The organism is Streptomyces gossypii, from assembly GCF_025165795.1.
Taxonomy (GTDB): domain Bacteria; phylum Actinomycetota; class Actinomycetes; order Streptomycetales; family Streptomycetaceae; genus Streptomyces; species Streptomyces gossypii.
Genome location: NZ_JAJAGO010000007.1, coordinates 45,464 through 72,462 on the forward strand (window position 1 = coordinate 45,464; position 26,999 = coordinate 72,462).

The window sequence follows — 26,999 nt, forward strand, 5'->3', positions numbered from 1 at the left end:
CTTGTACAGGTACGGTAACCGCCAAAGGAACCCGCGCTCAAGTGGCAGCCTTGGGAATCCGGCCCGGCCCGGAGGGCGGAGCCCGCGGCGAACGCTCTAGGCTGGCCGCCCGTACGCGCCGTACACCCGGTACGAGGGGCGTGTACGCCATACGAGACGCACGAAAGCGGGTACGCAGCGTGGCACTGCTCACCGTCGGACATCGCGGGCTGATGGGTGTGGAGCCCGAGAACACCCTGCGTTCCTTCCGCCGCGCCGAACGCGAGGGTCTCGATGTGATCGAGCTGGACCTCCACCTCAGCAAGGACGGTGCGCTGGTGGTCATGCACGACGCCGTCGTGGACCGCACAACCGACGGCTCCGGCCCCATCGGCGGCCTCACGCTCGCCGAACTGCGCGGGCTGGACGCCGGGCAGGGCGAGCGGGTGCCCGTCTTCGAGGAGGTCGTGGCCGCCGTACGGGCGCCGCTGCAGGCCGAGATCAAGGACCGGGCGGCGGCCCGGGTGCTCGCCGAGGCGGTCAGGGAGCACGACCTGCACCGCCGCGTCACCGTCATCTCCTTCCACGACGACGCGCTGCGTGAGACCCGTGAGCAGCTGCCCGAGATGCCACTGGTGCTCGTCGCGGGAAGGAGCGCGCCCACGGCTCCGGAGCGGGCACGGGAACTGGGCGCCGAGATGGTCTCACTGGACCTGCGTCATCTGGACGCGGAGACGGTGGAGCGCTGCCGTGCCTTCGGGATCAAGGTCATCAGCTGGACGGTGAACACCGCCGACGAGCTGGCCCGCGCCCGCGAGCTGAAGCTGGACGGTGTGGTCACCGACCTGCCCGGTATCCGCCAGGCGGTCAGCCGAGCGGCTTGACCAGCAGCTCGAAGGCCAGATCGTCGCGCTGCGGCAGACCGAAACGCTCGTCGCCGTAGGGGAACGGGCTCATCCGGCCGGTGCGCGCGTAGCCCCGCCGCTCGTACCAGGCGATCAGGTCCTCGCGCTGGGTGATGACCGTCATGTGCATCTCGGCGACGCCCCATGCCTCGCCGGCACTGCGCTCGGCCTCCCGGAGGACGGCCCGGCCCAGGCCGGTGCCCTGGAGCTGCGGGCGTACGGCGAACATCCCGAAGTAGGCGTGCCCGTCCCGCTTCTCCAGCTGGCAGCAGGCGACCAGCTCACCGGCACGCTCGACCGCGAGCAGCGTGCTGTCCGGATCCTTGATGACGGCCGCCACGGCTTCCGGGTCGGTGCGCTGCCCGGCCAGCAGGTCCGCCTCGGTGGTCCAGCCCACCCGGCTGGCGTCGCCACGGTAGGCGGAGTCGATGAGCGTGACCAGCACCGGGATGTCGTCCTCGGTCGCGGCACGGAAGGTCGGATCGGCATGGTCCATGGGAAACGAGCTTACGACCCCGTGCGCGATAGTCGGCAGGCTCCCGTGGTGTCCCGCGCGACCCGGGGCCCGCCGCGCCTATCGTCCGGCGCATGGTGCACGTACTGAGCAGCCGGATCCTGCTGCGGCCCACCGATCCGGAGGGCTCCCGCGCCTTCTACGGCGAGGCGCTCGGGCTGGCCGTCCACCGCGAGTTCGGGTCCGGGCCGGAGCGGGGCACGGTCTACTTCCTGGGCGGCGGCTTCCTGGAGGTCTCGGGGAGGGCGGCCGAACCCGCCTGCCCCGGGCTGCGGCTCTGGCTCCAGGTGGCGGACGCCCGTGCGGCGCGGCAGGAACTGGCCGCACGGGGCGTGCGCATCGTGCGGGAGCCGGTGCGGGAGCCCTGGGGGCTTGTCGAGATGTGGATCGCCGCCCCCGACGAGGTCGGCGTCGTCGTCGTGGAGGTGCCACCGGACCACCCGTTGCGCTACCGGCCGGGAAGCTAGTGCTGCGTCTGGCAAGGTTTGCCCGGTAGCGAGGCGTCCTGGTGCGGCCAGCGTCCCCGCCGGGCAGAAGCAGATGCAGTAGGCGATTTCCGTCGGGTCTGTGAGGCTGCGGCGTGCCAGCAGCCAGTGGTCCCAGCCCTGGCGCCTCCAGGGCCGGATCGGAGCTGCGGCCCAGTCGTGGACCCTCGCACACAGCAATTAACGAGACACCGCACACCACGACACGGAGTGTCGTTGCAGTACTAAACAAAAAACTCAGACCCAGCGCTGCACGAAGTCGATCGCCGCGGAGTCGACCTCAGCGGGGTTCGAGGCGCTCAGGAAGTGCTGCCCGCCCTCGATGGTTTCCAGACGCGCCCCGGGAGAGCGGGTGAACATCCGGATCTCCTCCTGGGCGTTCGCCACGGAGTACACCTGGTCCGCGGTGCCGTGCAACCACAGGACGGGGCAGCGAACCTCGTCGAGCCTGCCGTGGAGCCCGTCGCGGTCCCGCAGGTTCACCGTGCTGAGGCGCAGGCGGCGGCGTCCGGCATCACCGGCGTAGTTCGCGCGGTAGGTGGCGAGCCAGAACTCGCGTTCCCCGGCCGATACGCCGCCCATGGCCGTGTCGAACACGTCGTCCACGACCTCGTCCGGCACGACCCAGTCCTCGCCGACCGGTTCGGCAAGGGCGTCGATGAGCGGCGTGTTGAACCCGATCCCGTCCCAGCACCCCAGGTCGCGGCTGCGCGGGCTTTCGAAGTCCATTGATGTGCCGAGCGTGATGAGGCCCTTCACGGTGTCCGGGGCGAGCAGCGCCATGCGGACTGCCACCCAGCCGCCCTGCGAGGTCCCCAGCACCAAAGCCTCGCGGATCCCAAGGGCCTCGAGGGCCTGTAGGTTCGCGACTGCGCTGTCCCAGTAGGTGAAGTCCTGGTACGAGGCCCTCGTGCGGCCGTGCCCGTAGGGCTCCAGGGCAAGCAGGTTGGCCGCGGATACGAGCTCCGGGTCGGCGAACTGCGGCCGGTACAGCTCGGCCGAGGTGGTGTACGAGTTGATCAGGACCAGCGTCGGGAGCGCGGGGTCGTACGACTTGGCGAAGGTGTACCCGACGGTCGACCCGCCGAGGTGGGGGATCTCGACGGTCTGCTCGATCTTGCTCATGGATTACTCCTCTATCTGTACATGGGGAAATCCTTTGGGAACTAATGGGCTGAGATCGATACGGTGAGCCGTTCCCGCCTCAAATCGGCGGCGCATGACGGCAGCACCGCCACGTCCTCGCGCGGTCCTCGCGCGTCGGCCGCATCTCTCAGGACTGCATCGATGAGTCAGCTCCTTGCGCGTGTCGGGGCGCTTTGACCCGCAGCACGATCAGCAATGCGGAGGCGAGCAGCACGACGCCAGAGACAGTGAATACGGTGATGACGCCGCCGATACCGAACATCACACCGCCCGCGGCAGCCCCGCCGGCGATAGCAGACTGCACGCCTACCACCACCAGCCCGCCCGCACTTTCTGCCTGGTCAGGCACCATACGAGTCGACCAGTTCGACCATGCCACCGACACGCCGCCAAAGGCCAGGCCCCAGAGGACCACCAGAGCCACATATCCGACTTGCCCAGCGGGAAATAGTGCCAAGCCCAGTGCTGCAACGCCCATCAGCACCGGCGTCAGTGTCAACGTCAGGCGCAGGCTGATCTCCAAAAGCCACCCGGCCACCAGCGTGCCCACGAAGTTCGCCACTCCGAAGACGAACAACAGCAGCCCCAACTTATCGACGTCGACTTTCACCACGTTTTCCAGAGCAGGCCGGATATAGGTGAACAGCGCGTAGTGCCCAATGTGAACCAGCAGCATCCCCACAATGCCCACCCCGAAGCCCGGGCGTCGCAGCACCTCCCACAACGTGCCCAGCCGTGCCGTGCCACGGGGCGCCATCCGGGGCAGCGCGAACATCTGGAACACCAACGTCACCACCCCGAGTGCGGCCGCCGCCACGAAGGTGCTGCGCCAACCGGACAGCTCGCCGAGGTAGCTGCCAAGCGGCACCGCCACGATGGTCGCTACCGCAATGCCACTGAAGATGATCGATATTGCACGCGGAACCAAAGCTGCGGGCACCAGACGCATCGCCACCGCCGCCGCCATGCTCCAGAAGCCACCGAGTGCGACACCCAGCAGGATCCGCATCAGCATCAGCACCACCATGTTGGGGGCTACGGCCACCAGCAGATTGGACACGATCATCAGGACGGTGAAGCTGAGCAACACGATCCTTCGGTCGATCTTCCGGGTCAGGGTCGCCGTCAACAACCCGGAAAGCATCGCTGCCGCCGCCGTGACAGTCACCGCCTGCCCCGTCATAGCTTCCGATGTCCCCAGGTCGGCGGACATCGGAGTCAACAAGCTCACCGGCAGATACTCCGCCGTCAGCAGCCCGAATACACCCATCGCCAGCGAGAACACCGCCGCCCAAGACGATGAGACAGGTTCGGGCGGTACCAGTTCCACATCGACCGCTTCGCCAGGGTTGTCATCGGGCACGGTGTCACACACATCACTGCTCAACTGCTTGCTTCTCCTGCATCGCGTGAAAGGGTCGAGTCAAGCCTGCACGCGAACTTCAGGATGAGCTATGACAGAACGTCTGCCATATTTGACCGAGACTCCGGGCGGAGGGGCTTCAGGACAGTTCGCCGTATCGTCTGACCTCATCAGCGAACTGCTGACCAGCATGCGGCTGCGCGGTGTCCGGTACCGCCGCGTCCATGCCGGCCCGCGGTTCGGCCTCCATTTCGAGGCCAAGCCCGGACGTGCCTATTTCCACTTCCTAGCCGTCGGCTCCGCCGTCCTGCGCGCCGAGGACGGAACTGTCCACGAGCTCTCGGCAGGAAATGCCGTATTCATGCCCCACGGCGAGTCCCATCAGCTGCTCTCCGGTCCGGATATACCAGCCCGGGGTATAGACAGTTTCGACGCGGTCACCCTCAGCAACGCAGTTTGTGACGTGAACGCCTGCCCGAGCGTCGACCCGAATCCCAGCGCGATCTTCTTCAACGGCTACATGGAGTTCGACCTCGGCGGAATGCAGGGCATCAGCCAGCTGATGCCCGATGTCATGCTGGTCGATGCCGGGGGGAAGCGTTACCCCGGGCTCATGCCGATTCTCACTTCCATGAGGCGCGAAGTCTGCGCCGCGCGCGTGGGCTTCGCCGGCATCCTTGCTCGTCTGGCCGAAGTGGCGGCGGCCATGATCGTGCGGGGCTGGGTCGAATGCGGATGCGACAATACCTCCGGCCTCGTGGCCGCGTTGCGTGACCCTCGCCTGGCTTGCGCCATCTTGGCCCTGCACAGGCAGCCCGGGCATCACTGGACCGTGGCAGAGCTGGCAGCGGAATGTAATGTCTCCCGGTCTGTCTTCGCAGACCGATTCCAGACCACGATCGGCATGCCGCCCCTCCGTTACGCCACGGAGCTGCGGATGCTCCTCGCCGACCAGTGGCTGGCCCAGGACACGCTGCCGATCCAGTCCGTGGCGCAACGCCTCGGCTACACCTCTCAGGCCGCTTTCAGCCGTGCCTTCAAACGCGTCACCGGCCAGCCGCCCGGGGCCAGCAGAGACACCCCACATTCAAAGGCTACTAAGATGTCATCTCATTTGGCTGGATAAGCTGCCAGTCGTGGCGAGGATCGTTGAGCGGCTGGTGCCGGATGAGTTGTGGGAACTGTTCCAGCGAGTGGTCCCGGAGGTGCCGTCACGGCCTCAAGGTGGTGGCCGGCGCCGGCACGGCGACCGCGAAGTGCTGGCGGCAATCGTTTTCGTGGCGACCTCGGGCTGCACGTGGCAGCAGTTGCCGACCGCATCGTCCGGGCCGTCCGCGCGACGGCTCACCGCCGCTTCACCGAGTGGACGAAGGCCAGGGTGTGGGCCAAACTCCACCGCCTGGTCCTCGACGAACTCGGACCCCGCGGCGAGCTGGACTGGTCCCGGTGCGCGATCGACTCGGTCAACATGCGGGCCCTGAAAAGGGGGAACTGACAGGCCCGAATCCTGTAGACCGGGACACGTACGGGTCAAGGATCCACTTGATCACGGAGCGGACCGGCCTGCCCCTGCCCATCGGCATCTCGGGCGCCAACACGCACGACAGCCAGGCACTGATCCCCCATAGTGATCGAGCCCTGTCTCGTTCTTCGCGGTCTGGAAACACTCCTCGACCATCCGTCGAGATCCCGCGATCCTCGCCAGCTCTTCAAGGGGCGTCCCCGCCGGGCAGAAGCAGATGCAGTAGGCGATTTCCGTGGGGTCTGTGAGGCTGCGGCGTGCCAGCAGCCAGTGGTCCCAGCCCTGGCGCCTCCAGGGCCGGATCGGAGCTGCGGCCCAGTCGTGGACCCTCGCCCCATGAGCACCTTCGCCGCAGCTCAGAGGCTTCCAGGCGTCAACGGGAAGCTGATTGATCAACGCGTGGGCTCGGGCCTGACCAAAGAATTCCATGGTCATGACCATCTGCGATCTCAGGATCGCGAGCACATGAGGAATGTCGTGTTCTTCCAGCCATAACCGGATACGGCTCGTCTGACCGTAGAGTGCGTCGGCGGTTATCCAGCCGAACGGGATTCCGGCCTCCACCGCACGTTTCAGCATGCGCAGGCCCAGGTCCGGTTTGGTGGCGAACTCGACATCATCGTCGATACCGGCTGCCCGGCAGCGTTCACGGTCCGAAGTCCAGCCCTTCGGCAGATACAGCTCACGGTCGATCAGGGCACGACCCCGGCCGGAGCCGTAGGCCAGGAAGACCGCGACCTGGGAGTTCTCGACCCGGCCGGCCGTTCCGGAATACTGCCGGGCCACCCCGGCTGACCGCGTGCCTTTCTTCAGGAATCCTGTCTCGTCGAGAATGAGAATTCCCCGCTCGGAATCCCCGATGTTCCACGACCGCGTCGCGGACGTCGTCGCGCAACGCGTCGGCGTCCCACAGGTAGTGGTTCCGCCAGTCGCTGCATCCCCCTGGGGGCCGTCGTCACCAGCGGCCCCGGCCAGCGTCCAGCCGTTCTTCTGTTCGGCCTCGCCGAGCAGTCCCCGCAGGCAGGACACCATCCGCCGCCGGGACTCCACCCGGCCGAACCGGCCCGCGAACCGCGCCACCAAGTCATCGGACACGTCTGACCAACCGTCAGTCAATAGCCCTCGCACACAGCAATCAAGGAGACAGCGCACACCACGACACGGAGTGTTCGTTGCAGTACTAGGGTCTGCGCGCAGGCGTACGCCTGCGCGCAATGAAGGAACCCCGACGCGCTGCTGTGCTTCCGGGCGCTCCCGTAGCCGGAATCTCCCCGGGGCAGCCTCCTCGGGGAGGTGCGCCGTGCATGGGCCTGGCGTGGTGAGTTGGCTGCTGGTCGCGATATGCGGGGCGGTCGGCGCGTACTGCCTGACCAGGGTGCGGCAGGGCAGCGCCGGGCAGCGGCGGATCTCCGGCATCGAAGCCGCGATGGGGCTGGGCATGGCGGCCATGGCACTGCCCGGCGAAACGGTGGTGTCGCCGCTGCTGCTGGCCGTCCTCTTCGGTGCCACGGCGCTCTCCGCGCTCTCCCTGCTGCTGCACGGGGCGGCACGGTCCTCCGGGCCCCACTTCCTCCACCACGTACTCGAAGCGCTGGCGATGCTCTATATGGCGCTGGTGATGCAGGCGGCCGCGGGGAGCGGCGGCGGGCACGCCGCGCACTCCGCGGGTCCGGGCGGCGTGCCCGCGCTCACCGGCGCGCTGCTGCTGTATTTCGGCGTCTACGCGCTGCGGGCGGGCACCCGGCTGGTGCCGGCGGCCGCCTCCGGGACGGCGGGCGACAGCGCGGCGGTCCCGCTGCCCGCGACTGCCGACGCGTGCAGGCTCGCGCTCGCGCTCGGCTCGTTCGCGATGCTGCTGGGCATGTGAGGGGGCTCGCGCGGCAGCCGCGCGCCTGCGACGCCGCAGCGCAGGAGGTGATGCTGCCCCTCGGTGAGTGATGCGTCACTTCTGGGTAGGGCGGCGCACCCGCCGGATGTCCGCCCTCTAGTCTGTGACCATGTTGGTCCCGCTCGCGCTGCTGGTCCTCGGCGGCTTCGCCGCCCTTCTCGCCCCGCGCCTGCTGACCCGTTCCGCCTGGCCCGACCGCGAGCCGGTGCTCGCCCTGTGGGTGTGGCAGTGCGTGGTGGCCGCCGTCCTGCTGTGCTGTGTGCTCGCGATGGCGCTGTCCGCCGCGGCTGCCTGGCAGGTGGTGCGCGGCCATGTGTTCGCCCCGGCGCCGCAGGGCGTGGAGGAGGCGTACCGGCTGGGGCTCTACGAACCCTGGGCCGCGCCGCTGGCCGTGCTGCTCGCCTGCGGCGGTGCCTGGACGGGCGCCATGCTGCTGCGCGAGATCCGCGATGCCCGGCTGCGCCGCCGCCACCGTCGAGCCGAACTGCGGGTACGGGCGCCTCAGTTGCCCGGCGAGGACCAGGCGTCCGCGGGCGACCGCCTCGTCGTGCTGGAGGGTGAGCGTCCGGATGCCTGGTGGCTGCCCGGTTCGGCGCCGCAGCTGGTCATCACCACCGCTGCCCTGCGGCGGCTCCGCGGACGGCAGTTGGACGCGGTGCTGGAGCACGAGCAGGGGCACGCCAGGGCGCGGCACGACTGGCTGCTGCACAGTGCGGACGCGCTCGCCGTCGGCTTCCGCCGGGTGCCGGTATTCGCCGCCTTCCGTGACCAGGTGCACCGGCTGGTGGAACTCGCCGCCGACGATGTCGCGTCCCGCCGCTACGGCCGGATGACCATCGCCATGGCTCTCGTCGAACTCAACGAGGACCGCGGGGTCTTCGGCCCGTGCGCCGCGCCCCGTGGTCTGCTGCCGCAGCGCGTACACCGACTGCTCGCACCCGCGCACCGGCTGCCGGTCGGGCAGCGCCTGCGGGCGGGCGCGGTAGCCTCGCTGGTGCCCGTCGTACCCCTGCTCGTCGCTTTCATCCCGGGCCTCTGCACGTTGGGTTAGCCGTTTCCCCGACCTGTGCGTGAGGATCGGTCCATGCCCGCTCCCCGCCCGTACCCCCGTCCAGACGTCGAACCCGGCAGCGACCGGGCGGCGCCCGCTTCCGTACCGCCACCCTGGCCCCATGGCTGGAGAACGGTGGCACCGGTACTGTGTGTGCTCGCGGCGGTTCTGATCGCGCTGGTGGCCGTGGGATGGGATCCGCTGCTGGACGTGGACGAGTCACTCGCACGGGAACTCCACAGCTTCGCACTCGCACATCCGGGCTGGACGAAGACCGCGCGGATCTTCACCGACTGGGTGTGGGACACCTGGACGATGCGGGCGCTGCTGACGGCCGCCGTCCTCTGGATGTGCTGGCGTGCCCAGTGGAGTGCCGCGATCCGGCTCGCGATCGCGGGAGCGTGCGGGACTGCGGCCCAGCAGGGCCTGAAAGCGGCGATCGGACGGGACCGCCCGCAGTGGGCGGAGCCCGTCGACTCGGCCCACTACGCGGCGATGCCCTCCGGGCATGCGATGTCCGCCGCCTTCGTCTGCGGGCTGCTGCTGTGGCTGCTGCGGTATCTGCGGGTCCCGGCCCCGCTGTGGTGGACGGCGGTGACGGTGGCGGGCGTGTCCGTGGCCGGGGTGTCCTTCACCCGGATCTATCTGGGCGTGCACTGGCTGACCGATGTGGTGGTGGGGTGCCTGCTGGGGGCGGCGATCGCCGCATGCGCGGGAGCCCGGTTCCGGGTGCGCCGACGCACCACGGGGAAAACAGCGGAAGGTGTGGAATGACGGTGACAGCGGTGCTCTTCGACTTCTCCGGGACCCTGCTGCGGGTCGAGCCGGTGACGCGCTGGCTCGGCTCCGTACTGCGGCAGGAGGGGATCGCACTGCCCGAGGAGGAGTTCGCACGGTGTGCGGCGCTCCTGGAGGAGGCGGGCGCACTGCCGGGCGGCACAACGCCCAGGTCGCTTCCGCCGGAGCTGGCACATCTGTGGGCGGAGCGCGACCGGAGCGCACAGCTGCACCGGGAGGCCTACACCGCGCTGGCGCGCCGGGTGCCGCTGCCGGGTGCGGGGCTCCACGAAGCCCTGTACGAGCGCCACAAGGCACCCGACGCCTGGCAGCCCTACCCGGACACCGAGCAGGTGCTGGCCGAACTGGTGCGCCGGGGCGTGCCGGTGGCCGTGGTGAGCAACATCGGCTGGGATCTGCGCCCGGTGTTCCGCGCGCACGGGCTGGACCGGTATGTGCGGGACTACCTGCTCTCCTTCGAGCACGGCATCCAGAAGCCGGATCCGCGGCTCTTCCAGGAGGCCTGCCGGCGGCTCGGCCGCGCGCCCGGCGAGGTCCTCATGGTCGGTGACGACGCGCGGGCGGACGGCGGGGCGGCGGACATCGGCTGCGCCGTCCACCTGGTGGAGCACCTGCCGGTGGAGCGGCGGCCGCACGGCCTCGGGCCGGTGCTCGAGCGGCTGGACGAGCCAGCGTGAGCGGCGAGGGTGGGCCTGCGCAGCAGGTGACACACCGATACCGGGGCGATCCCCCGCGTCGCCCCGATATCGGCAGCAGCACCGGGTACCCGTCGCGTAGGCAGGCGGTACCCGAAGTCCCGTGAGTATATTGGCTCAGAGCCAGTCAACGCAGGAGTTACAGGATGTCCCCTCGGCGCCCATCGGTCAATGAAGAGTTGCGCCGACGCTCCCGCGAACGTCTCCTCCAGGCGACGATCGAAGTCGTCGGAGAGCGCGGGTACGAGGCGACGACCTTGGGAGACATCGCAGACCGGGCCGGTTCGGCACGCGGTCTGATCTCGTACTACTTCCCCGGCAAGCGGCAGCTGTTCCAGTCCGCCGTGCACCGCCTGATGCACCTCACACTGGCCGAGGCACTGGACCGGCCCCCGATACCCGAGGGCCCGGACGCCGGGCAGGAACTCCTCGCCCGCGCCATCGACGCGATCCTGGGGCTGGGCCGCGAGCACCCCGTCCTGATGCGCGCCCATATGGCGGGAATCCTGCAGCAGGAAGGCTTCGTCCAGTGCGACGAGCAGCAGCGGCTGGCGGCGCTCCTGCACCGGACCGTCTCGCAGTACGGCTCCACCGACCCGGACGCGGATTACACGCTGCTGCGCGCGCTGCTGATGGGCGCGGTGGTAGCCGTCCTGCTGCCCGGCGCGCCCATGCCGATCGCCCGGCTGCGCGCGGAACTCTTCGGGCGGTACGGGCTGGACTGGGAGCTCGGCACCCCTCCGTCGGCGAGCCAGCCGTCCAGGCCCGCTTTCCGGCTGCCCGCCCAGAACTGACGCACAGAACTGACGCCCGGAGCTGAACCGCGCGCACCCGCAACGCGCCCGCCCCGGACCCTCCCGCCCCGGGCCCCGCGGTGCGATCCTGGGAACCCCGGCGGGAAGGACGTCCAGTGCCAGCCCTGCTACGTGTCGCGGTCATCGGTTCGGGCCCCAGCGGTGTCTACACCGCGCAGGGCCTCGCCTCCCGGGAGGGCGACGGACCGCGGGTGGCGGTCGATGTGCTCGACCGGCTGCCCTGCCCCTACGGCCTCGTCCGCTACGGCGTGGCGCCCGACCACGAGAAGATCAAGTCCCTGCAGGGCAGTCTGCGTGCGGTGCTGGAGCGCCCCGAGGTGAGGTTCCTCGGCAACGTCGAGGTCGGTGCGGAGGGCACCCGCCCCGCGGAACTGCTGCGCCTGTACCACGCGGTCGTCTACTGCGTCGGGGCCGCGACCGACCGGCAGCTCGGCATCCCGGGCGAGGAGCTGCGCGGCAGCCAGTCGGCCACCGACTTCGTCTCCTGGTACAGCGCGCACCCGGACGCGGCGCCCGGTTTCCCCCTCGACGCCCGGTCGGCCGTGGTCATCGGCATCGGCAACGTCGCGGTGGACGTGGCGCGGATCCTGGCCCGCGAGGCCACCGAACTGCGGCACACCGACGTGCCCGAGAGCGCCCTGGGCGGCCTCGCGGCGAGCACCGTGCGGCGGATCTCGATGGTGGGGCGGCGCGGTCCGGCCCAGGCGAAGTTCACCACCAAGGAGCTCCGGGAGCTGGGCACCCTGCCGAACGCGGACGCCCTCGTACGGGAGCCGGAGCTGGCCCTGGATCCGGCGTACGAGCGGCCGGAAGGCCTGCCGGGCGCGACCCGCCGCAACCTGACGGTCCTGCGCGACTGGGCACGGCGTACGGAGCGCGGACACAGCCGCTCGGTCGAGCTGCGCTTCTTCCTGCGCCCGGTCGAACTGCTGGACGACGGCCGGGGCGCCGTCCGCGCGGTGCGCTTCGAGCGGACCGTGCCGGACGGCGGCACGGGGGTGACCGGGACCGGCCGGTACGAGGAGATCGAGGCGCAGCTGGTGCTCCGCTCGGTCGGCTACCGCGGGGTGGCCCTCCCCGGGCTGCCCTTCGACCCCGCGACGGGCACCGTCCCGCACGCGGCGGGCCGGGTGCTGCGCGGCGACGCGGCCTCGCCGGGCCAGACGGTGTCGCCCGGAGAATACGTGGCGGGCTGGATCAAGCGGGGGCCGACGGGCGTGATCGGCACCAACCGGCCGTGTGCGAAGGAGACCGTGGGCTCGCTGCTGGCCGACGCGGAAGAACTGCTGCGCACGGCCGGGCCGCGCACGCGCGATCCGCTGGAGGTGCTGCGGGCGGCGGGGGCGCGGCCCGTCGAGTGGCCGGGCTGGCTGGCCATCGAGTCGGCGGAGGCAGCCCTGGGGCGCTCGCTGGAGCGCTCGCGGGTGAAGATCCCGGACTGGGCGGGCCTGCTGTCCGCCGCCGGCTCGGGCGGAGCCGATGCGGGCGAACTGGCCGATGCGGGCGAACTGGAGGACCGGACGCGCTGAAAGGCGGCCCGCCGAGGAGCGCACACGCGGCCTGGCCTGCGAGGACTCCGCCGTCGCAGGGCGATTGTCAGTGCCGGGGTGCAGACTGCTGCTCAGTACCCAAGACGACGATGTCGAAACGGTCGAAAGGGCGGTGTCCAGTATGACGGACGTACTTCTCGCAGTAGGCACCCGCAAGGGCCTCTTCCTGGCACGCCAGGCGGCCGGGCGGCGGCAGGCGCACTGGGATCTCGCCGGTCCGTACTTCAACGCCCAGGCCGTCTACTCCGTCGGCATCGACACCCGCCGCCCCACCGCCCCCCGGCTGCTGGTCGGCGGGGACAGCGCGCACTGGGGCCCGTCGGTCTTCCGCTCCGACGACCTGGGTGCGAGCTGGTCCGAGCCGGAGCAGCCCGCTGTGAAGTTCCCGCAGGAGACGGGCACCTCGCTGGAGCGGGTCTGGCAGCTCCAGCCCGGCCCCGCCTCGGAGCCCGACGTGGTGTACGCGGGGACGGAGCCCGGCGCGTTGTTCCGGTCCGCGGACGGCGGGGAGAGCTTCGCGCTCGTACGGGCGCTGTGGGAGCACCCGACGCGGGAGAGCTGGGAGCCCGGCGGCGGCGGTCTCGGACTGCACACGGTGCTTGTCGACCCGCGCGACGCGCAGGCGGTGACCGTCGCGGTGTCCACGGGCGGCGCGTACCGCACCGCCGACGGCGGCCGGAGCTGGGAGCCGTGCAACCGCGGTGTGCAGGCGACGTTCCTGCCGGAGGAGCAGCGCTTCCCGGATCACGGGCAGTGCGTGCACAAGATCGCCCGGGACGCGGTCGACCCCGACCGCCTCTACCTCCAGAACCACTGGGGCGTCTACCGCAGCGACGACGGCGGCAGCCGGTGGACGTCCATCGGTGACACGCTTCCCTCCGACTTCGGCTTCCCCGTGGTGACTCATCCGCGCCGGGGCGGAGTGGCGTATGTCTTCCCGCTCAACGCCGATTCGGACCGGGTGCCCGCACAGCACCGCTGCCGGGTGCACCGCACCGAGGACGCGGGAGCGAGCTGGCAGGAGCTCTCCGCAGGGCTTCCGGAGACGGCGCACTACGGGCCGGTGCTGCGCGACGCGCTCTGCACGGACGACGCCGACCCGGCGGGCGTCTACTTCGGCAACCGCAACGGCGAGGTGTTCGCCAGCGCCGACGACGGCGACAGCTGGCAGCAGTTGGCCGCGCACCTGCCGGACGTGCTCTGTGTGCGGGCGGCGGTGATCGGCTGAACTCCCCTGCCCTGCACGGCGGCAGAGCAGATGGCCGGATGAGTGCGTGACGGCGCGGAGTGCGCTCGCGAGCCGCTAGAGTGACCGACCGTGGCTGCACGACCTTTGAACGAAATCGTCGAACCCGGCTGGGCCAAAGCGCTGGACCCGGTCGCCGGACGCGTCGCCGAGATGGGCGGCTTCCTGCGTGCCGAGGTCGCCGAGGGGAGAACGTACCTCCCTGCCGGTGAGCAGGTGCTGCGCGCCTTTCAGCAGCCCTTCGAGGAGGTGCGGGTCCTCATCGTCGGACAGGACCCCTACCCCACCCCGGGGCATGCCGTGGGTCTGAGCTTCTCCGTCGCGCCCGAGGTGCGTCCGCTGCCCGGCAGCCTGGAGAACATCTTCCGGGAGCTGCACAGCGACCTCGGACTCCCCCGGCCGTCCAACGGCGACCTCACCCCCTGGACGGCGCAGGGCGTTCTGCTGCTCAACCGCGCCCTCACCACGGCGCCCCGCAAACCCGCCGCACACCGGGGCAAGGGCTGGGAGGAGGTCACCGAGCAGGCGATCCGGGCTCTGGTCGAGCGCGGAAAGCCGCTGGTCTCGGTGCTGTGGGGCCGGGACGCGCGCAACCTGCGCCCGCTCCTGGGCGGTCTGCCCGCGGTCGAGTCCGCGCATCCCTCGCCGATGTCGGCCGACCGCGGCTTCTTCGGCTCCCGCCCGTTCAGCAAGGTCAACGACCTGCTGGCGCAGCAGGAGGCCGCCGCCGTGGACTGGCGCCTGCCATGACCCATGACTGGGTCATGGGCGTCGACTCGGGCGGATCCGGACTGCGCACCGCGCTGGCCCGCGTCTCCGCGGACGGCCTCCCCGAGACGGTGGGCCGTCGGGCCTCGCGCGAACCGGTGCGTACCGGCGGCTCCGGAATCGACGCCGGGCACCTGCTGGAACAGCTGCTCCCCGCCGCCCACGGCCTCCTGGCGGACGCGGCCGGCGGGGCGGGCACCGGAGCCGGCACGGCGGCCGACGCTGCGGCGGACGCGCCGGGCAACGCCCGGATCGCCGCTGTGTGTGTCGGCGCGGCCGGGATGGCGACGCTCGGCGAGGAGCTGCGTGCCGTGCTGCCCACCGCCCTGCGGGAGTCGCTGGGTGTGCGGCGGCTCGCGCTGGCCGCCGACGCCGTCACCGCCTACGCCGGTGCCCTCGGTGAGCGGCCGGGCGTCGTGGTGGCGGCGGGCACCGGAATGATCGCGCTCGGCACCGACCTGCGGAGCTGGCGCCGCGTGGACGGCTGGGGCCATCTGCTGGGCGACTGCGGCAGCGGCGCCTGGATCGGCCGGGCCGGGCTGGAGGCGGCGCTGCGCGCGCACGACGGCCGTACGGGCGGCTCCGCCGCACTGCTGCGCCGTGCCGAACGGCTCCTCGGTCCGGCCGGAGGGCTGCCGGGCGCGCTGTATCCGCGTACCGACCGGGCGGCGGTGCTCGCCTCGTTCGCCCCGGAGGTCGCCCGGTGCGCCGTCGACGGGGCGGACGGCCCGCCCGATCCCGTGGCGGCGGACATTCTGCGGCGGGCGGCGGCGGAGATCGCCTCCAGCGCGGCGGCGGCCTGCCCGCCCGCCGATGCGGCGGGCCAGGGGGATCAGGCGCCGGCGGTGGCGCTCACCGGAGGGCTCTTCCGTACCGGCGAGGCGCTGCTGGGACCGCTGCGGGAAGAGTTCGCGGCACAGCTGCCGCATGCCCGGGCCGCCGTCCCGGCGGGCGATCCGCTCGACGGCGCGCTGCTGATCGCCGCGCGGCTCGCCGCGGGCTCGCTGCGGCTTCCCGCCGACCCCGCGCTGCTCTCGCTGAGCTGAGCGGGCCAGCCTGAGCGGCCCTGACCTGCGACGCGGACGGCTCGTGCGACACGCGGGAGGGATAAGGACAAATTCGGACCCACCTCCCCCGGCCGAACAGCAGAGACCGCAAAGGCATTAACATGCGGGCATATGAGCTCCCCCAATGGTCCGGGCAATGGCCTGCCTGTACGAATGCCCCGTCCCCGTCAGTCCGGACGGCACCGCCGGCCGGAGCCCGTCGTCGCCCCCGAGGACGCTCCGGCGCTGGTACTCGCCGTCCCCGGAGAGCCGTCCGCGGCGACACGCAGTCTGGCTGCCGAGATCGTGAGCATCGCACGCTCCGAGCTTCCCGGCCTGGACGCGCAGATCGGCTACGTGGAGGGCGGGAGCGACGAGTTCCCCAGCCTTGAGGACGTTCTGGCCCAGGCCGCGGCCGATCGCTCCAGCGGCGTAGCCAGTGGCGCGGACGAGGCCGCCGAGTCCTCCGAGCCCGCCGCGCAGACCGGCCCGCAGGCTCCCGTCGCCGTGGTCGTCCCGCTGCTGGCCGGCCCCGACGCCGTCCGCATGCGGCAGATACGGCAGGCGGTGCTCGGCAGCGGCACCGGGGCGGAGCTGACCGACGTCCTCGGTCCGCACCCGCTGCTCGCCGAGGCTGTGCACGTCAAGCTCTCGGAAGCCGGTCTGGCCCGTGCGGACCGAGCCCGCCTGTTCACCGTGACGACGGCGGCGGACGGCATCATCCTGGCCACCCTCGGCGGCGAGGAAGCCGTGCAGGCCGCAGGGATCACCGGCATGCTGCTCGCCGCGCGGCTTGCGGTACCGGTGCTCGCCGCCGGGCTGGACGAGGAGGGCGCGGTCGCGCGCACCGCCGACCAGCTCCGCGACTCCGGTTCACAGCAGCTGGCGGTCGCCCCTTGCCTGATCGGCCCCGAGGTCCCGCCGGGACTGCTGGACGCCGCGGCGGAGGAAGCAGGCTGCTCGTCGGCCGAGCCGCTGGGCCCCTATCCCGCGCTGGGCAAGCTCGTCGCGTCGGCGTACGGCGCGAAGCTCGGCCTCCCACAGCAGCCGCAGGGCATGCCCACCCGCTGAACCCGCCGGGGCGCGGGTGCGCGGGGCTCCATGCGCACCACGCACCGCGCGCCGGGCTTGTGTTCCCGCTTCAGCCGAAGACGACGCAGGAGGCGGCCGGTGCCACGGCCGATCCCGTCCGGTGCGGCATCCCGGTGTCCGCGTCGACCTCGAACCAGGTGAGGTCGCCGGAGCGCTCGTTCGCCGCGTAGAGCCACCGGCCCGAGGGGTGCAGGGCGAGCCCGCGCGGCCAGTGGCCGCCGCAGGAGACCGTGCCGGCCGGCTCCATCGCGCCGCCGGTGGCGTCCAGCGCGAGGACGGCGATGCTGTCGTGCCCGCGGTTCGCCACCCAGGCGAAGCGGCCGTCCGCGCTGACGACCAGTTCCGAGGGGTAGTTGGGTCCGGTCGCGTCCTCGGGCAGGACGGGTATCGCGGCCCCCGGCTCCAGCGTGCCCGCGTCCTGGTCCCAGCGGCACACGGTCACCGTCGAGCCCAGCTCGTTGACGACGTACGCGTATCGGCCGTCCGGATGGAACGCCAGCTGCCGGGGCCCGCTGCCCGGGGGCAGCGCCACCTCGGTGTGGAGCAGCACTCCGCTTGCCGAGCCGTCGAGGCGGTAGATCCACACCGAGTCCGTGCCGAGGTCCGCCGCGAGCAGCCAGCGGCCGGAGGGGTCGGGCACCACTGCGTGGGCGTGCGGGCCCGTCTGACGCTCCTGGTCCGCGCCACTGCCCCGGTGCGGGTAGCTGGTCGCGTTCCCGCCGAGGGTGCCGTCGGCCCGCAGTGGCAGTGCACTGACGCTGCCGGAGGTGTAGTTCGCGGTGAACAGGCGCCCGGCGGCGAGAGTGAGGTGGGTGGGCGCGGCGCCCCCCACGGGCAGGGGCGCACCGACCAGGGCGGGCCGGTCGGGATCTGCGAGGGAGAGCACCGCCGCCGCCCCGTCCGCCGTCTCACTGACCGCGTACAGCAGCCCGTGGTGCAGCGCGAGATACGACGGGTCCGGCACGGCCGTCTCGGTATGGCGCAGCGTACGCAGGGCGCCGGTGTCCGGGTCGACGGCGGCCGTGGTGATGCCGCGGCCACCCGCCGAGGTGAACGAGCCGATGTAGGCCCGGAGGCCCGGCTCAGGTGCCTGGTGCTGCTGCTCGCGCCCCTGCTCCTTTCCCTGCCTGTCGCTGGTCATGCAGAGGCGCCCTTCCGCCGACGTCGAATGATCATGCCGACGGTAGCAGCCGCCGCCACCGTGCCCGCCAGGAACGTTCCCTTCAGGACCCGGCGGTCCTTGCCGCTCCGGCCAGCGGAGAGCGCGGGGGGCTGTGCAGGGGCGTTGCGAGGGCGGTGAGCAGCTTCTCCAGGCCCTGGAGGTGGTGCAGCGCGGACTCGCCTGCGGAGCGGTGGCGCGCGCCTGGTGCCGATGACCCCGGTGCCGGTAGTTCCGATGGTGCCGGTTTGGCGGGCAGCGAGGCGCCGGCGCCCCCGTGGGCGGGCGACAGCAGCGCCTGGACTGCCGTCTCCACCCGGTGGCAGGCCTCGGTCAGCCGGGCGTCATGCGAGGCTCGCGGGTCGGCTGAGACGGCGTTGAGCCCGCGTACCTCGTGTGCGCACTCGTCCAGCAGAGCCAGGATCTGGCGGGCGCGCGCCTTGCGGACGCGCAGCGGGTTCAGCGGGTGGACGAGCGGGGCGAGGGAGAGCCGCGCCCGCCCCAGCACCGCGTCCAGCTCGGCGGCGAGCGGTGCCGGGTCGGCGTCCGGGTCGCCGGCGAGCCTGCGCGCCGCGGTGAGGGTGCAGTCGTGCACACCCCGCACCGCGCGCTCGATCCAGGCGTGGGTCGCGGCATGCGTCGTGACGGGCAGTACGAAGGCGACGGCCAGTGCCGCACCCGCGGCGCCCACGCCGGTCTCGAGGGCACGCAGAGCGAGCAGACCCGGGTCCAGCACTCCGAGCAGTCCGTACAGCAGCGCGGCCATCAGCGTCACCGCGAGCATCATCCAGCTGTACGACACGGCGGCGGTGTAGAAGATGGCGAAGACGCAGACCGCCACCAGGGCGACCGTCGGAGCCACCGCACCGTCCACGGGGATGGCGACGACGATCCCGACGGCCATGCCGATCACCGTGCCCAGGACCCGGCGGAAGCCTCGGACGAGGGTTTCACCGCGCGACGTCGTGTTGACGAAGATCCACCAGACCGCGCCGACGGCCCAGTACCAGCGATCCGGCGAGAGCATCTGGCCCACCGCCAGGGCGAAGCCACCGGCGGCGACAACCTGGACGGCCTGGCGGGTGGTGGTCCGCGCCAGGCCCGCTCCACCCGGCGGAGAAGGCGTGGCGGGCGGCGGCAGCCGCCGTTCGAAGCACCAGAGGCCGAAGCGGACCACCGAGGCGGCGAGGACGGCGAGGACGGTCGCGGAGTACAGCTCGGGCAGCTGGGCGGGCGACGGGCGCAGAAACTGCGTGACGAAGCAGGTCATGAACGCGAAGACGCCCAGGGCGTGCCCTCGCGGCCCCCAGCGCCGCGCGTACACCCCCGCACCGGCCACCGCGACGAACATGAGGGCGCGCGCCGGCGGGTCCTCGTGCAGCAGGGCGGTGAGCACCAGCACCCCGAGCCCCGCCGCGGGCAGCAGCGCGGTGGTGAGGGCCTGGCCGCGAACCGTCGGGTCGGTGACCGTGAAGAGCGCGAGGAGCGCGGCGAGACCACCGGCGATGACCGCCGGGAGATCGTGGCCCGTGGTCACACAGACGAGAACGGCCAGACCGATGCCGAGAACGGACCGCGTAGCGCTGCGCAGTCGCAGCCGCCCCGGATCCGGAGCCACGAACGCCTCCTTCAGCACCGCTTCCCACCCTTCCGACGCTCCGGCATGACAAAGGCGCCGCGGAGACCCGCAGCGCCATCGTTTTCGTATTAGAGCACCCCGTAGCCCTGCTGCCCAAATCGTGAGACAAGGGGGCGCCGCATCGGCGCCGCACCGGCGGCGCGCTCGTCACCGGGAGTGCGGGGAGGCGTTCGCTCGGTCACGCGCGTCATACTGCAGTCATGCGGGTGGCATTGATGACGGCGGGTTCGCGCGGTGATGTGGCGCCTTATACCGGGCTGGCGCACGGCCTGGCCCAGGCGGGCCACGAGGTCACCCTGGTCACACACGGCTGCTTCGCGCCGCTGGTGGCCTCGGCGGGCGTGGCCTTCCACCCGCTGCCCATCGACCCCCGCGCGGAGCTTGCCTCGGCACGTGGCCGCGCCTTCCATCAGAGCGCCACCGGGGTGGGCAGACTCGTGCGGCTGGCGCACATGGCCCGGACGCTGATCGGGGAGATGGCTGACGACCTTCTGCGGGCGGCCCGGTCCAGCGACGTGCTGCTGGTCTCCAGCTCGCTCGGCCCGCTCGGACACACCCTCGCGGAAGGGCTCGCGATGCCCAGCATGGGGGTTTATCTGCAACCCATGGACCCCACGGGCGAGTTCCCGCCGCCGGTGATCGGCACCCGCTCCCTGGGCCGTGCCGGTACCCGGCTGGCCGGGCACACGCTGAACGTCGCGGTGGACGGCATCTACGCCGAGACCGCCCGAGAGCTGCGGACCAGGCTGGGGCTCGCTCCGGCCAGCTCGCGCGCCGCCCGCCGCTCCCGCCTGCGGGACTGGCCGGTTCTGCACGGGTTCAGCCCCCGGGTGGTGCCCAGGCCCCGCGACTGGCGGCGGGGGCTGAGCATCGCCGGCTACTGGTGGCCGCACGTTCCGGCGGAGACCGAACTGTCTTCCGCCCTCCGCGACTTCCTGGCCGACGGGCCGCCTCCGGTCTTCGTCGGCCTCGGCAGCGCCACCGTGCCCGACCCCGACGGTCTGAGCCGTGCGGTGGTGCGCGCCCTGCGCGCCGCCGGTCTGCGCGGTGTCATCCAGCGCGGCTGGAGCGGCCTGCACGCGAGCGCAGCGGACATGCTCACGGTGGACGAGGTCTCCCATGCCGCGGCGTTCCCGCACATGGCCGCCGTGGTCCATCACGCCGGAGCCGGTACGACCGCCGCGGGACTGCGTGCGGGCGTTCCCACCGTGCCCGTGCCGGTCCAGTTCGACGCGGCCTTCTGGTCCTCCCGCCTCGTCGCTCTGGGCACCTCGCCGGTGTCCGTGCCGCTGCGCAGGCTTACCGCGCCCGGTCTGGCCAGTGCCCTCAAGCGGGCGACGACCGATCCGTCCTACCGGCAGCGCGCCCGCGATCTGGCCACCCGCATCCGCGAGGAGGACGGCGTGGGGCCGGTCCTCGCCGCAGTCGACCGGCTCACCGGGCCGTAGGGCCTGCCCGGGGGTCTGTCGGCTGTTCCTGCCGGGCCTTGGCATGCTGGACGGTATGCCTTCCTCCTCCCCCGCTTCCGGTGGCCCTCCGCTCCCGTCCCCGTCCCCGCCCGTTCCGGTGATCTTCGACCTCGACGGCACCCTGGTGGACAGCGAGCCCCACTACTACGAGGCGGGGCGCCGCGTCCTGGCCGAGTACGGTGTGCCCGGCTTCAGCTGGCGGGAGCACACCGAGTTCATCGGCGTCGGTACCCGCGAGACCCTGAGCACGCTGCGCGACCGGTACGGGATCGACGCGCCCGTCGACGAGCTGCTGGAGCGGAAGAACCGCGTCTATCTGGAGCTGGCGCGCACCGCGACTGAGGTCTTCCCGCAGATGCGCAAGCTGGTGGAGCTGCTGCACGCGTCCGGGCACCCGATGGCGGTCGCCTCCGGTTCCTCCCGCTCCGCCATCGCGGCGGTGCTCGGCGGCACGGGCCTGGACACGGCACTGACCCGCTGGGTGTCAGCCGAGGAGGTCCGCCACGGCAAGCCCGCCCCGGACGTCTATCTGGCGGCGGCAGGCATGCTCGCCGCCGATCCACGGGAGTGCGTGGCGCTGGAGGACGCGGCACCCGGAGCGGAGGCGGCCCGGCGGGCGGGCATGCGGTGCGTCGCGGTGCCGTACGTCCCGGAGTCGGCCGGTGATCCCGCCTTCGCCGGGGCGGGGCTGCTCTTCCCGGGCGGACAGCAGGATTTCGACGCCCGGCGGACGTACGACTGGATCCGCTCCGGCTCCGCCCGCCGGGACACTCCCTAGTGCCGCTCCCAGCATGATCCAAACGACAGCTCCTAGGGGCTGTCCCGCGCCGTGAAGCGCACGCGGTCGAAGCGGGCGGTGCAGTGGGACTCCGGGGCGCCGGAGCAGACCACGAGTCCCGCGTAGTAGGCGGCGTCCCCGAAACCGGGGACGCTGCCCTCGGCCAGGGTGGTCCAGGTGGCGCCGTCATCGGTGGAGACGAGGGCGGTGAAGGCGGTGCCGGTGCGCCGCAGCCGCAGCAGACACGGGAGCGACGCGGTCTCACCGCCGGTGAAGGCGGAAGCGCCCGCGACCGTGTCGCGGAGCATGAGCTGCCCGGTACCCCGGGGCCCGCTGCCGTCACTGGTGATGACGGCCCCGGCCGCCTGGTCGAACGGTGAGAGGGACTTGGCCATCAGCAGCCCCACCCGGTCGCCTCCGGTGGCGCCGCCGGTACGGCCGAGGAGCCGGGCGGTCAGCTCACCGTCCCCGGTGACCGTGTGGCGGACGAACTGCCCGGTCATGCCTTGGTTGTTGACGGACAGACCGCTTCCGGCGCCGTGCACCGTGAAGGTGCCGTCCGCGTACCCGGTGCTGCCCGGGATGCGGACGGACACCACCCCGTACGTCCCCAGCACACGCTCGTCCGGCACGACGTCGCCGAGATCGCCGTACGTCCACGGCTTGGGCGGCGGCGTACCGACCGTGAGCTTCACGGTGGAGGACGCGGTACCGGCCGCGTTGCTCACCCGGACCGTGACCGTGAACGCGCCCGCCTCGCGCGGTGTTCCGGTGACAAGGCCGGTGCGCGGGTTGAGGCGCAGGCCCGGGGGCAGGCCCCGCGCGGAGAAGTGGCGCGGCTCGTGCGAGGCCCGCAGCAGATGCCGGAACGGGACTCCCCGGTTGGCGAGCACGGTGGCCGGGGAGCGGAGCTCCGGCACCGAGGGGCGCGGCATCACCGCACGGGCGGGCGCGGAACGCGGGCCCCGGCCGCCGGTGCTGGTCTTCGCGACGGCGTAGTGGTACGCCGTGCCCGGCTTGCCGGTCGGGTCGGCGTACCGGGTGCGGGTGCCGAAGCCGACGGGGCCGACGCCGGTGGCAAGCGTGGCGTAAGGGCCCTGTGCGCGCGGGGCGCGCAGCACGGTGTACCAGGCTGCGGGGTCCGGGTCGGTCCAGCTCAGCTCTACCGCGTCGGCCCCGGCGACCGCGCGCAGGTCAGTGGGGGTGACGGCGGGGCGCGGCACGGACCAGTCGCGCCCGGTGGCGGATGCCAACCGGACGTTGTCGAAGGCGCCGCTGCCGGTCTCCGCGTACTCCTCGTCCACACCCAGGCAGGAGGTGAGGACGAGCCCGGCGTACACCGTCTCCCCCAGCGCCACCTCGGTGCTGCCGACCTCGGTCCAGTGCACGCCGTCCGGGGAGAGCGACCCGGTGCACCGGTTCCGTTTGCGCTCCACCCGCACCCAGTACGGCGCGCGCAGCCGGTAGCCGTCGCCCGCGCCCTCCACGTACGGGGCCTCCAGCGGCGTCGCCGACTCCGGCAGCGTGCCCAGGTCGGAGATCGGGAACGCGGCCTCGCTCGTGATCGCCCGCTGCTGGGACGGGGGCACTGGAGTGCTGCCCGTCGCGGACGTCGCGCCGCCCGGCGTGCGCCGTACGGTCCACACGCCGCTCCAGGTGTGCAGCGGCAGCCCCTGCAGGAGCAGGGAGGCGTGCGCGGCGTCCGCGTCCAGCGAGCGGCGCAGGGTGACACCCGCCTTCGCGTACTGCGAACTGAGGGGCCACACGATCCGCGCGGTGAGCGTCCCGTCGCCGTGCAGCGGCCGATACGCGACACGGAACGCGTCCGCCGTGCCGCCCAGGTCGGCGCCGCCCGCCTCCAGGACGAAGCGCTCGCCGTCGAAGGCGGCGGCGCCCCGTACGCGGGTCTCGCCCACATCGGCGGTCGACCAGCCGCCGGGGAGCCCGGCCGTGCCGGCGCACCAGACCGAACTTCCACTCTCACCCCGGTCGTTGGCGGCGGTGACGGTGTAGTAGTAGGTCCGGCCCGCGCGCACGTGACGGTCCGTGTACTCCGCCGGGCCGACCCCGGATGCGAGGCGCTCGTACGGCCCTTCCGGGCGGGTGGCGCGCCGCACCGTGTAGCCGGTGGCCCAGGCGGACGGCAGCCAGCTGACAGTGACCGCGTCGGCGTCGGCGTCGCCGGTGGCGGTGGCGGTGGCGGTGGCGGTGGCGGTGGCGGTGACTCCGGCGGGCGCCGCAGGCGTGGCGGGCCGGGGCCGCGCCTCGGCGTAGGCCAGGGTGCCCCAGCCCGGGAAGTCGTCGTTGGCGCCCTCGGTGACGCGGGCGCCGCCGTCGCCGCGGAAGACGGCGCTCCGGGTGTGCGGCGCGGCCATGCCGCGTACACCGGCGTAGTGCGCGTACGCCATCTCGTAGACCGGCGGCAGCTTGCCGCGTCCCTTGTCGGAGACGGCCTCCTTGAGGTACTTGCCGGTGCGGTCCAGGTCGCGGGTGAAGGGAACGTCGCCGCCGAGGTTGTAGCGGGCGGCGTACTCGGCGTTGGCGAGGATGCGGTGGCCGTCGAAGCCCCACAGGTCCACGCCCTGGTTCCAGGCGACCTGCGCGGCGTTCCCCAGGAGGCCCAGCGCGAGCTGCTCGTGTCCCTGGTCCCGGCCGCTCTCCTGGCCCTGGCCCGCGTCGGTGACGATACGGTGCCCGACGCTGCCGTTGCCGGCACCGGCCGCCGCGAACCGCAGGGCATCCTCGAAGAGCGTGCGGTTCTCGCAGAACACCGCGATGGCGAGGATCGTCTGAATGGACGTCAGGTCCCAATTGCCGTTTGCATACAGCATGTAGCCGGACACCGCCGGGTACCACACGTTCAGGAAGGACTCCGCGCAGCGCACGACGCTCTCCTCGGGCCAGCCGTCGTAGCCGCTGTGCCGCAGCAGTTCGGCCGCGTTGACGAGCTTGAAGCCCTGCAGTCCGGCACCGAGCGGGCCGTCCGCACCGGTGACGCCCGTCAGCGACGCGGACCAGGCGTCGAGGATGTCGCGGGCCTTGTCGGCGTGCGCGCGCTCGCCGGTGACGCACCACATCAGCGCGTTCTGGTAGGCGGCGCCCGCGTCGGCGGCGGCCTCGTTCATATGGTCCGTGGGGCCGCGGCCCCAGGTGGTGATCTGGCCGGTGTTGCGCACGGTGTACTTGGCGGACGAGCGGGCGTGCGCGGCCAGCGCCTGGTAACCCGCGTACAGCGGGGATTCCTTGGCGGCGACAGCCGTCTTCATCCGCGCGAGGTCGTCCGCGCTGTGCAGCAGCCCGGGGTGCGCGAACCGCTCGGGCGGGCCCTCCGGGCCCGTGGCACCCCGCGCGGGGCCCGCCGCGAGCAACCCGGCCGCGCCCGGCGCCAGCAGCAGGGAGCCGGAGCCGAGGAGTCCCCGGCGGGTCAGTCCGCTGGTCACCGGGTACCGGCCTTGCCCGACGCGGCTTCCTCCGAGGTGAGGAACGTCAGGTCGTGCACATGCTCGTTCGCGTACAGCGGGACCATGTCCCCGGTCTCGAACCAGCGGGGCTTGGCCATGCTGTCGGCGATGACCGTGCCGTTGACGACCAGGTTCTCGAAGGTGACGTTCTTGATTGCGTGGCCGGCGTCGTAGCCGAGCAGCAGACAGGGGTGGGAGTGGCTGCCGGTGTAGCGCACGTCCTTGATGTAGACGCCCTCGATGCCGCGGCCGACCGAGGTGTTGTACTTCTTGTTGTACATCACCCGCATATGGATCAGCTGGCCCTCGCGGAAGTCCTCCACCCGTACGTCCTCGACGCGGACGTTCCGGATCAGGTTGCTGTCACCGGGATTGAGTGCGATGCAGCCCTGGTAGCCCATCTGGGGCTCGCGGTGGTCGCAGATGTCGAGGTTGCGGAAGGTGAGGTTCTCCAGCATCTCGGGCTTGTCGGTGTTGCCGTGCGTCCCGACGTTTACCGGGTGGGCGACGTCGGCCCAGAGGGTGGAGTTCTGGACGGTGATGTTCCGGACGTCGCCGTGGTATTCCCAGCGGTGGGTGTAGACCGCGACGCAGTCGTCCGAGTTGCGCATGAAGACGCCGTCGATGGTGACGTCGCTGCTGCAGAAGATGTCGATGCCGTCGCCCCAGCCCTTCGCGCTGAAGGAGCCCATGCCGTTGATGGTGACCCGGGAGGACTCGGCGATGGTGGTCGCGTATCCGTCCGGGTTGAGCATGGTCACCGCGCCGATGGAGATGTTCTTGGAGCCCTCGACGGTGACGCCGCCGCCCGGCGAGGCGTGGATGACGCCGCGCCCGGCGAGCTTCGCGTTCTCCACGTCCTTGAAGATGACGCGCGACTTCAGGACCGCGCCCCCGTGGAGGTACACCGTCTTGCCGGACGGCACGGTGACCGTCCCGCCGTCGGTGGTGTGCACGCCGGGCCCGAAGTGGATGACGTCCGGGTCGTCGGCGTCGGGGCGGTCCCTCTCCAGCGGGCGGGCGAACAAGTGCAGGCAGTCGAAGATGTCGTCGTCGACCTGGAGGACGAGGTTGCGCGGCTCGGTGAGCGTGAACCGCGCGGTGCTGCCGCGCACCTCCGGCTCGATTCGGTACGAGTCGGGCCGCACCCGCACCTTCTCGACGCCGCCCTTGACGTAGGTGACCGCCACCTCCACGCGGTCGGCGAAGTCGAAGTACACGAGGGAGGATTTGTACCGCTGGTCGCCGCCGGTGACTCTGTCGACCTTCTTCAGCATGGCCAGATGGGTGCCGAGCTTCTGCCACTTGCCGCCCGGCGTGCGGACCTTGACGGTGAAGCTGTCGTGGGTCGGGGCTCCGTCGGGCACGGGGTAGGTCACCAGGTCCGCGGCCGGGCGCCGGGCCTCCTCCGCACGGGCCCCGGCGGTCCCCGTGGCGGTCAGTCCGACGGCGGCCACGGTGGCACCCGCCGCCTGGAGGGTGGTGCGGCGGGACAGGGAAGAGGCCATGCGAATCTCCTTGCGGTGTACGGGACGGCGTGCGGCCACCGGGGAGTAACCGCTTTCTATCGCCGGATGCCCAGAGCCTCATGTAGGCGGCAATGCGGGGCAAGGCCAGGCTGCGGCTTTCG

General features: G+C 71.9%; 23 protein-coding genes and 2 pseudogenes. 16 read left to right on the forward strand and 9 right to left on the reverse strand.

All coding sequences use genetic code 11. From position 1 onward, the window contains the following. Window positions 1-179: 179 nt before the first annotated feature. The gene (locus LHJ74_RS15970; protein ID WP_260218710.1) at window positions 180-863 is read left to right on the forward strand and encodes a glycerophosphodiester phosphodiesterase; all 684 of its coding nucleotides are present in this window, start codon (window positions 180-182) and stop codon (window positions 861-863) included. Here LHJ74_RS15970 and LHJ74_RS15975 read toward each other — a convergent pair. After that, window positions 847-1,380, reverse strand: coding sequence for a GNAT family N-acetyltransferase (locus tag LHJ74_RS15975; protein ID WP_260218711.1), 534 nt, complete (start codon window positions 1,378-1,380; stop codon window positions 847-849). The genes LHJ74_RS15970 and LHJ74_RS15975 overlap by 17 nt on opposite strands. A 92-nt stretch (window positions 1,381-1,472) precedes the next feature. On the opposite strand from LHJ74_RS15975, the gene LHJ74_RS15980 reads away from it, so the two are divergent. Beyond that, a complete protein-coding gene (locus LHJ74_RS15980; RefSeq protein ID WP_260218712.1) occupies window positions 1,473-1,865 on the forward strand; it encodes a VOC family protein in 393 nt (130 codons plus the stop codon). Window positions 1,866-1,916: 51 nt separating this feature from the next. Here the strand turns inward: LHJ74_RS15980 and LHJ74_RS15985 are convergent. The 3 genes and pseudogenes from LHJ74_RS15985 to LHJ74_RS15995 form a co-directional block, all read right to left on the reverse strand. Beyond that, window positions 1,917-2,051: pseudogene (locus LHJ74_RS15985) on the reverse strand (IS701 family transposase); the annotation flags it as partial. A 69-nt stretch (window positions 2,052-2,120) separates the two neighbouring features. Further along, the gene (locus LHJ74_RS15990) at window positions 2,121-3,008 is read right to left on the reverse strand and encodes an alpha/beta fold hydrolase (protein ID WP_260218713.1); all 888 of its coding nucleotides are present in this window, start codon (window positions 3,006-3,008) and stop codon (window positions 2,121-2,123) included. 148 nt (window positions 3,009-3,156) lie between these two features. After that, entirely contained in the window at window positions 3,157-4,416 is a 1,260-nt protein-coding gene (locus LHJ74_RS15995) for an MFS transporter (protein WP_260218714.1), read from the reverse strand. Window positions 4,417-4,483: 67 nt separating this feature from the next. Here LHJ74_RS15995 and LHJ74_RS16000 point away from each other — a divergent pair, with 67 nt between their 5' ends. After that, complete coding sequence (locus tag LHJ74_RS16000) at window positions 4,484-5,518, forward strand: AraC family transcriptional regulator (protein ID WP_260218715.1); 1,035 nt, start codon at window positions 4,484-4,486, stop codon at window positions 5,516-5,518. 1 nt (window position 5,519) lies between these two features. Continuing rightward, window positions 5,520-6,015, forward strand: a pseudogene (locus LHJ74_RS16005) (IS5 family transposase); the annotation flags it as partial. Here LHJ74_RS16005 and LHJ74_RS16010 read toward each other — a convergent pair. After that, a complete protein-coding gene (locus tag LHJ74_RS16010) occupies window positions 5,939-7,330 on the reverse strand; it encodes an IS701 family transposase (protein ID WP_260218716.1) in 1,392 nt (463 codons plus the stop codon). The pseudogene LHJ74_RS16005 and the gene LHJ74_RS16010 sit on opposite strands and share 77 nt — an antisense overlap. Here LHJ74_RS16010 and LHJ74_RS16015 point away from each other — a divergent pair. The 10 genes from LHJ74_RS16015 to LHJ74_RS16060 all read left to right on the forward strand — a co-directional run bounded on the left by LHJ74_RS16015 (window position 7,215) and on the right by LHJ74_RS16060 (window position 16,842). Next, window positions 7,215-7,781 carry a DUF5134 domain-containing protein gene (locus LHJ74_RS16015; RefSeq protein ID WP_260218717.1) on the forward strand — a complete coding sequence of 189 codons (567 nt, stop codon included), beginning with the start codon at window positions 7,215-7,217 and terminating at the stop codon, window positions 7,779-7,781. The two genes, LHJ74_RS16010 and LHJ74_RS16015, sit on opposite strands and share 116 nt — an antisense overlap. A 130-nt stretch (window positions 7,782-7,911) precedes the next feature. After that, window positions 7,912-8,853 (forward strand): M56 family metallopeptidase, encoded by a 942-nt coding sequence (locus tag LHJ74_RS16020; RefSeq protein ID WP_260218718.1) that lies wholly within the window; start codon window positions 7,912-7,914, stop codon window positions 8,851-8,853. Window positions 8,854-8,988: 135 nt separating this feature from the next. Then, complete coding sequence (locus LHJ74_RS16025) at window positions 8,989-9,627, forward strand: phosphatase PAP2 family protein (RefSeq protein WP_260218719.1); 639 nt, start codon at window positions 8,989-8,991, stop codon at window positions 9,625-9,627. After that, entirely contained in the window at window positions 9,624-10,328 is a 705-nt protein-coding gene (locus LHJ74_RS16030) for an HAD family hydrolase (RefSeq protein ID WP_260218720.1), read from the forward strand. Before LHJ74_RS16025 ends, LHJ74_RS16030 begins: the two co-directional genes overlap by 4 nt. A 164-nt stretch (window positions 10,329-10,492) precedes the next feature. Then, window positions 10,493-11,140 (forward strand): TetR/AcrR family transcriptional regulator, encoded by a 648-nt coding sequence (locus tag LHJ74_RS16035; RefSeq protein ID WP_260218721.1) that lies wholly within the window; start codon window positions 10,493-10,495, stop codon window positions 11,138-11,140. Between the two features lie 125 nt (window positions 11,141-11,265). Continuing rightward, complete coding sequence (locus LHJ74_RS16040) at window positions 11,266-12,690, forward strand: FAD-dependent oxidoreductase (protein WP_260219023.1); 1,425 nt, start codon at window positions 11,266-11,268, stop codon at window positions 12,688-12,690. A gap of 142 nt (window positions 12,691-12,832) precedes the next feature. Further along, entirely contained in the window at window positions 12,833-13,939 is a 1,107-nt protein-coding gene (locus LHJ74_RS16045) for a WD40/YVTN/BNR-like repeat-containing protein (RefSeq protein ID WP_260218722.1), read from the forward strand. A 90-nt stretch (window positions 13,940-14,029) separates the two neighbouring features. Continuing rightward, window positions 14,030-14,707 carry a uracil-DNA glycosylase gene (locus LHJ74_RS16050; protein WP_260218723.1) on the forward strand — a complete coding sequence of 226 codons (678 nt, stop codon included), beginning with the start codon at window positions 14,030-14,032 and terminating at the stop codon, window positions 14,705-14,707. Then, entirely contained in the window at window positions 14,704-15,771 is a 1,068-nt protein-coding gene (locus LHJ74_RS16055) for an N-acetylglucosamine kinase (RefSeq protein WP_260218724.1), read from the forward strand. The genes LHJ74_RS16050 and LHJ74_RS16055 overlap by 4 nt, the downstream gene beginning before the upstream one ends. A 132-nt stretch (window positions 15,772-15,903) precedes the next feature. Next, entirely contained in the window at window positions 15,904-16,842 is a 939-nt protein-coding gene (locus LHJ74_RS16060; RefSeq protein WP_260218725.1) for a sirohydrochlorin chelatase, read from the forward strand. 70 nt (window positions 16,843-16,912) lie between these two features. Here LHJ74_RS16060 and LHJ74_RS16065 read toward each other — a convergent pair whose 3' ends face one another. Both LHJ74_RS16065 and LHJ74_RS16070 read right to left on the reverse strand, forming a co-directional pair. Next, window positions 16,913-18,004 (reverse strand): lactonase family protein, encoded by a 1,092-nt coding sequence (locus LHJ74_RS16065; protein ID WP_260218726.1) that lies wholly within the window; start codon window positions 18,002-18,004, stop codon window positions 16,913-16,915. 82 nt (window positions 18,005-18,086) lie between these two features. Then, a complete protein-coding gene (locus LHJ74_RS16070) occupies window positions 18,087-19,658 on the reverse strand; it encodes an FUSC family protein (protein WP_260218727.1) in 1,572 nt (523 codons plus the stop codon). Between the two features lie 203 nt (window positions 19,659-19,861). Here LHJ74_RS16070 and LHJ74_RS16075 point away from each other — a divergent pair, with 203 nt between their 5' ends. Continuing rightward, window positions 19,862-21,109 carry a glycosyltransferase gene (locus tag LHJ74_RS16075; RefSeq protein ID WP_260218728.1) on the forward strand — a complete coding sequence of 416 codons (1,248 nt, stop codon included), beginning with the start codon at window positions 19,862-19,864 and terminating at the stop codon, window positions 21,107-21,109. Window positions 21,110-21,164: 55 nt separating this feature from the next. Further along, window positions 21,165-21,908, forward strand: coding sequence for an HAD family hydrolase (locus tag LHJ74_RS16080; RefSeq protein ID WP_260218729.1), 744 nt, complete (start codon window positions 21,165-21,167; stop codon window positions 21,906-21,908). Between the two features lie 32 nt (window positions 21,909-21,940). Here LHJ74_RS16080 and LHJ74_RS16085 read toward each other — a convergent pair whose 3' ends face one another. Continuing rightward, window positions 21,941-25,348 (reverse strand): alginate lyase family protein, encoded by a 3,408-nt coding sequence (locus LHJ74_RS16085; RefSeq protein WP_260218730.1) that lies wholly within the window; start codon window positions 25,346-25,348, stop codon window positions 21,941-21,943. Continuing rightward, window positions 25,345-26,877 carry a glycosyl hydrolase family 28 protein gene (locus tag LHJ74_RS16090; RefSeq protein ID WP_260218731.1) on the reverse strand — a complete coding sequence of 511 codons (1,533 nt, stop codon included), beginning with the start codon at window positions 26,875-26,877 and terminating at the stop codon, window positions 25,345-25,347. Before LHJ74_RS16090 ends, LHJ74_RS16085 begins: the two co-directional genes overlap by 4 nt. Between the last annotated feature and the right edge of the window lie 122 nt (window positions 26,878-26,999).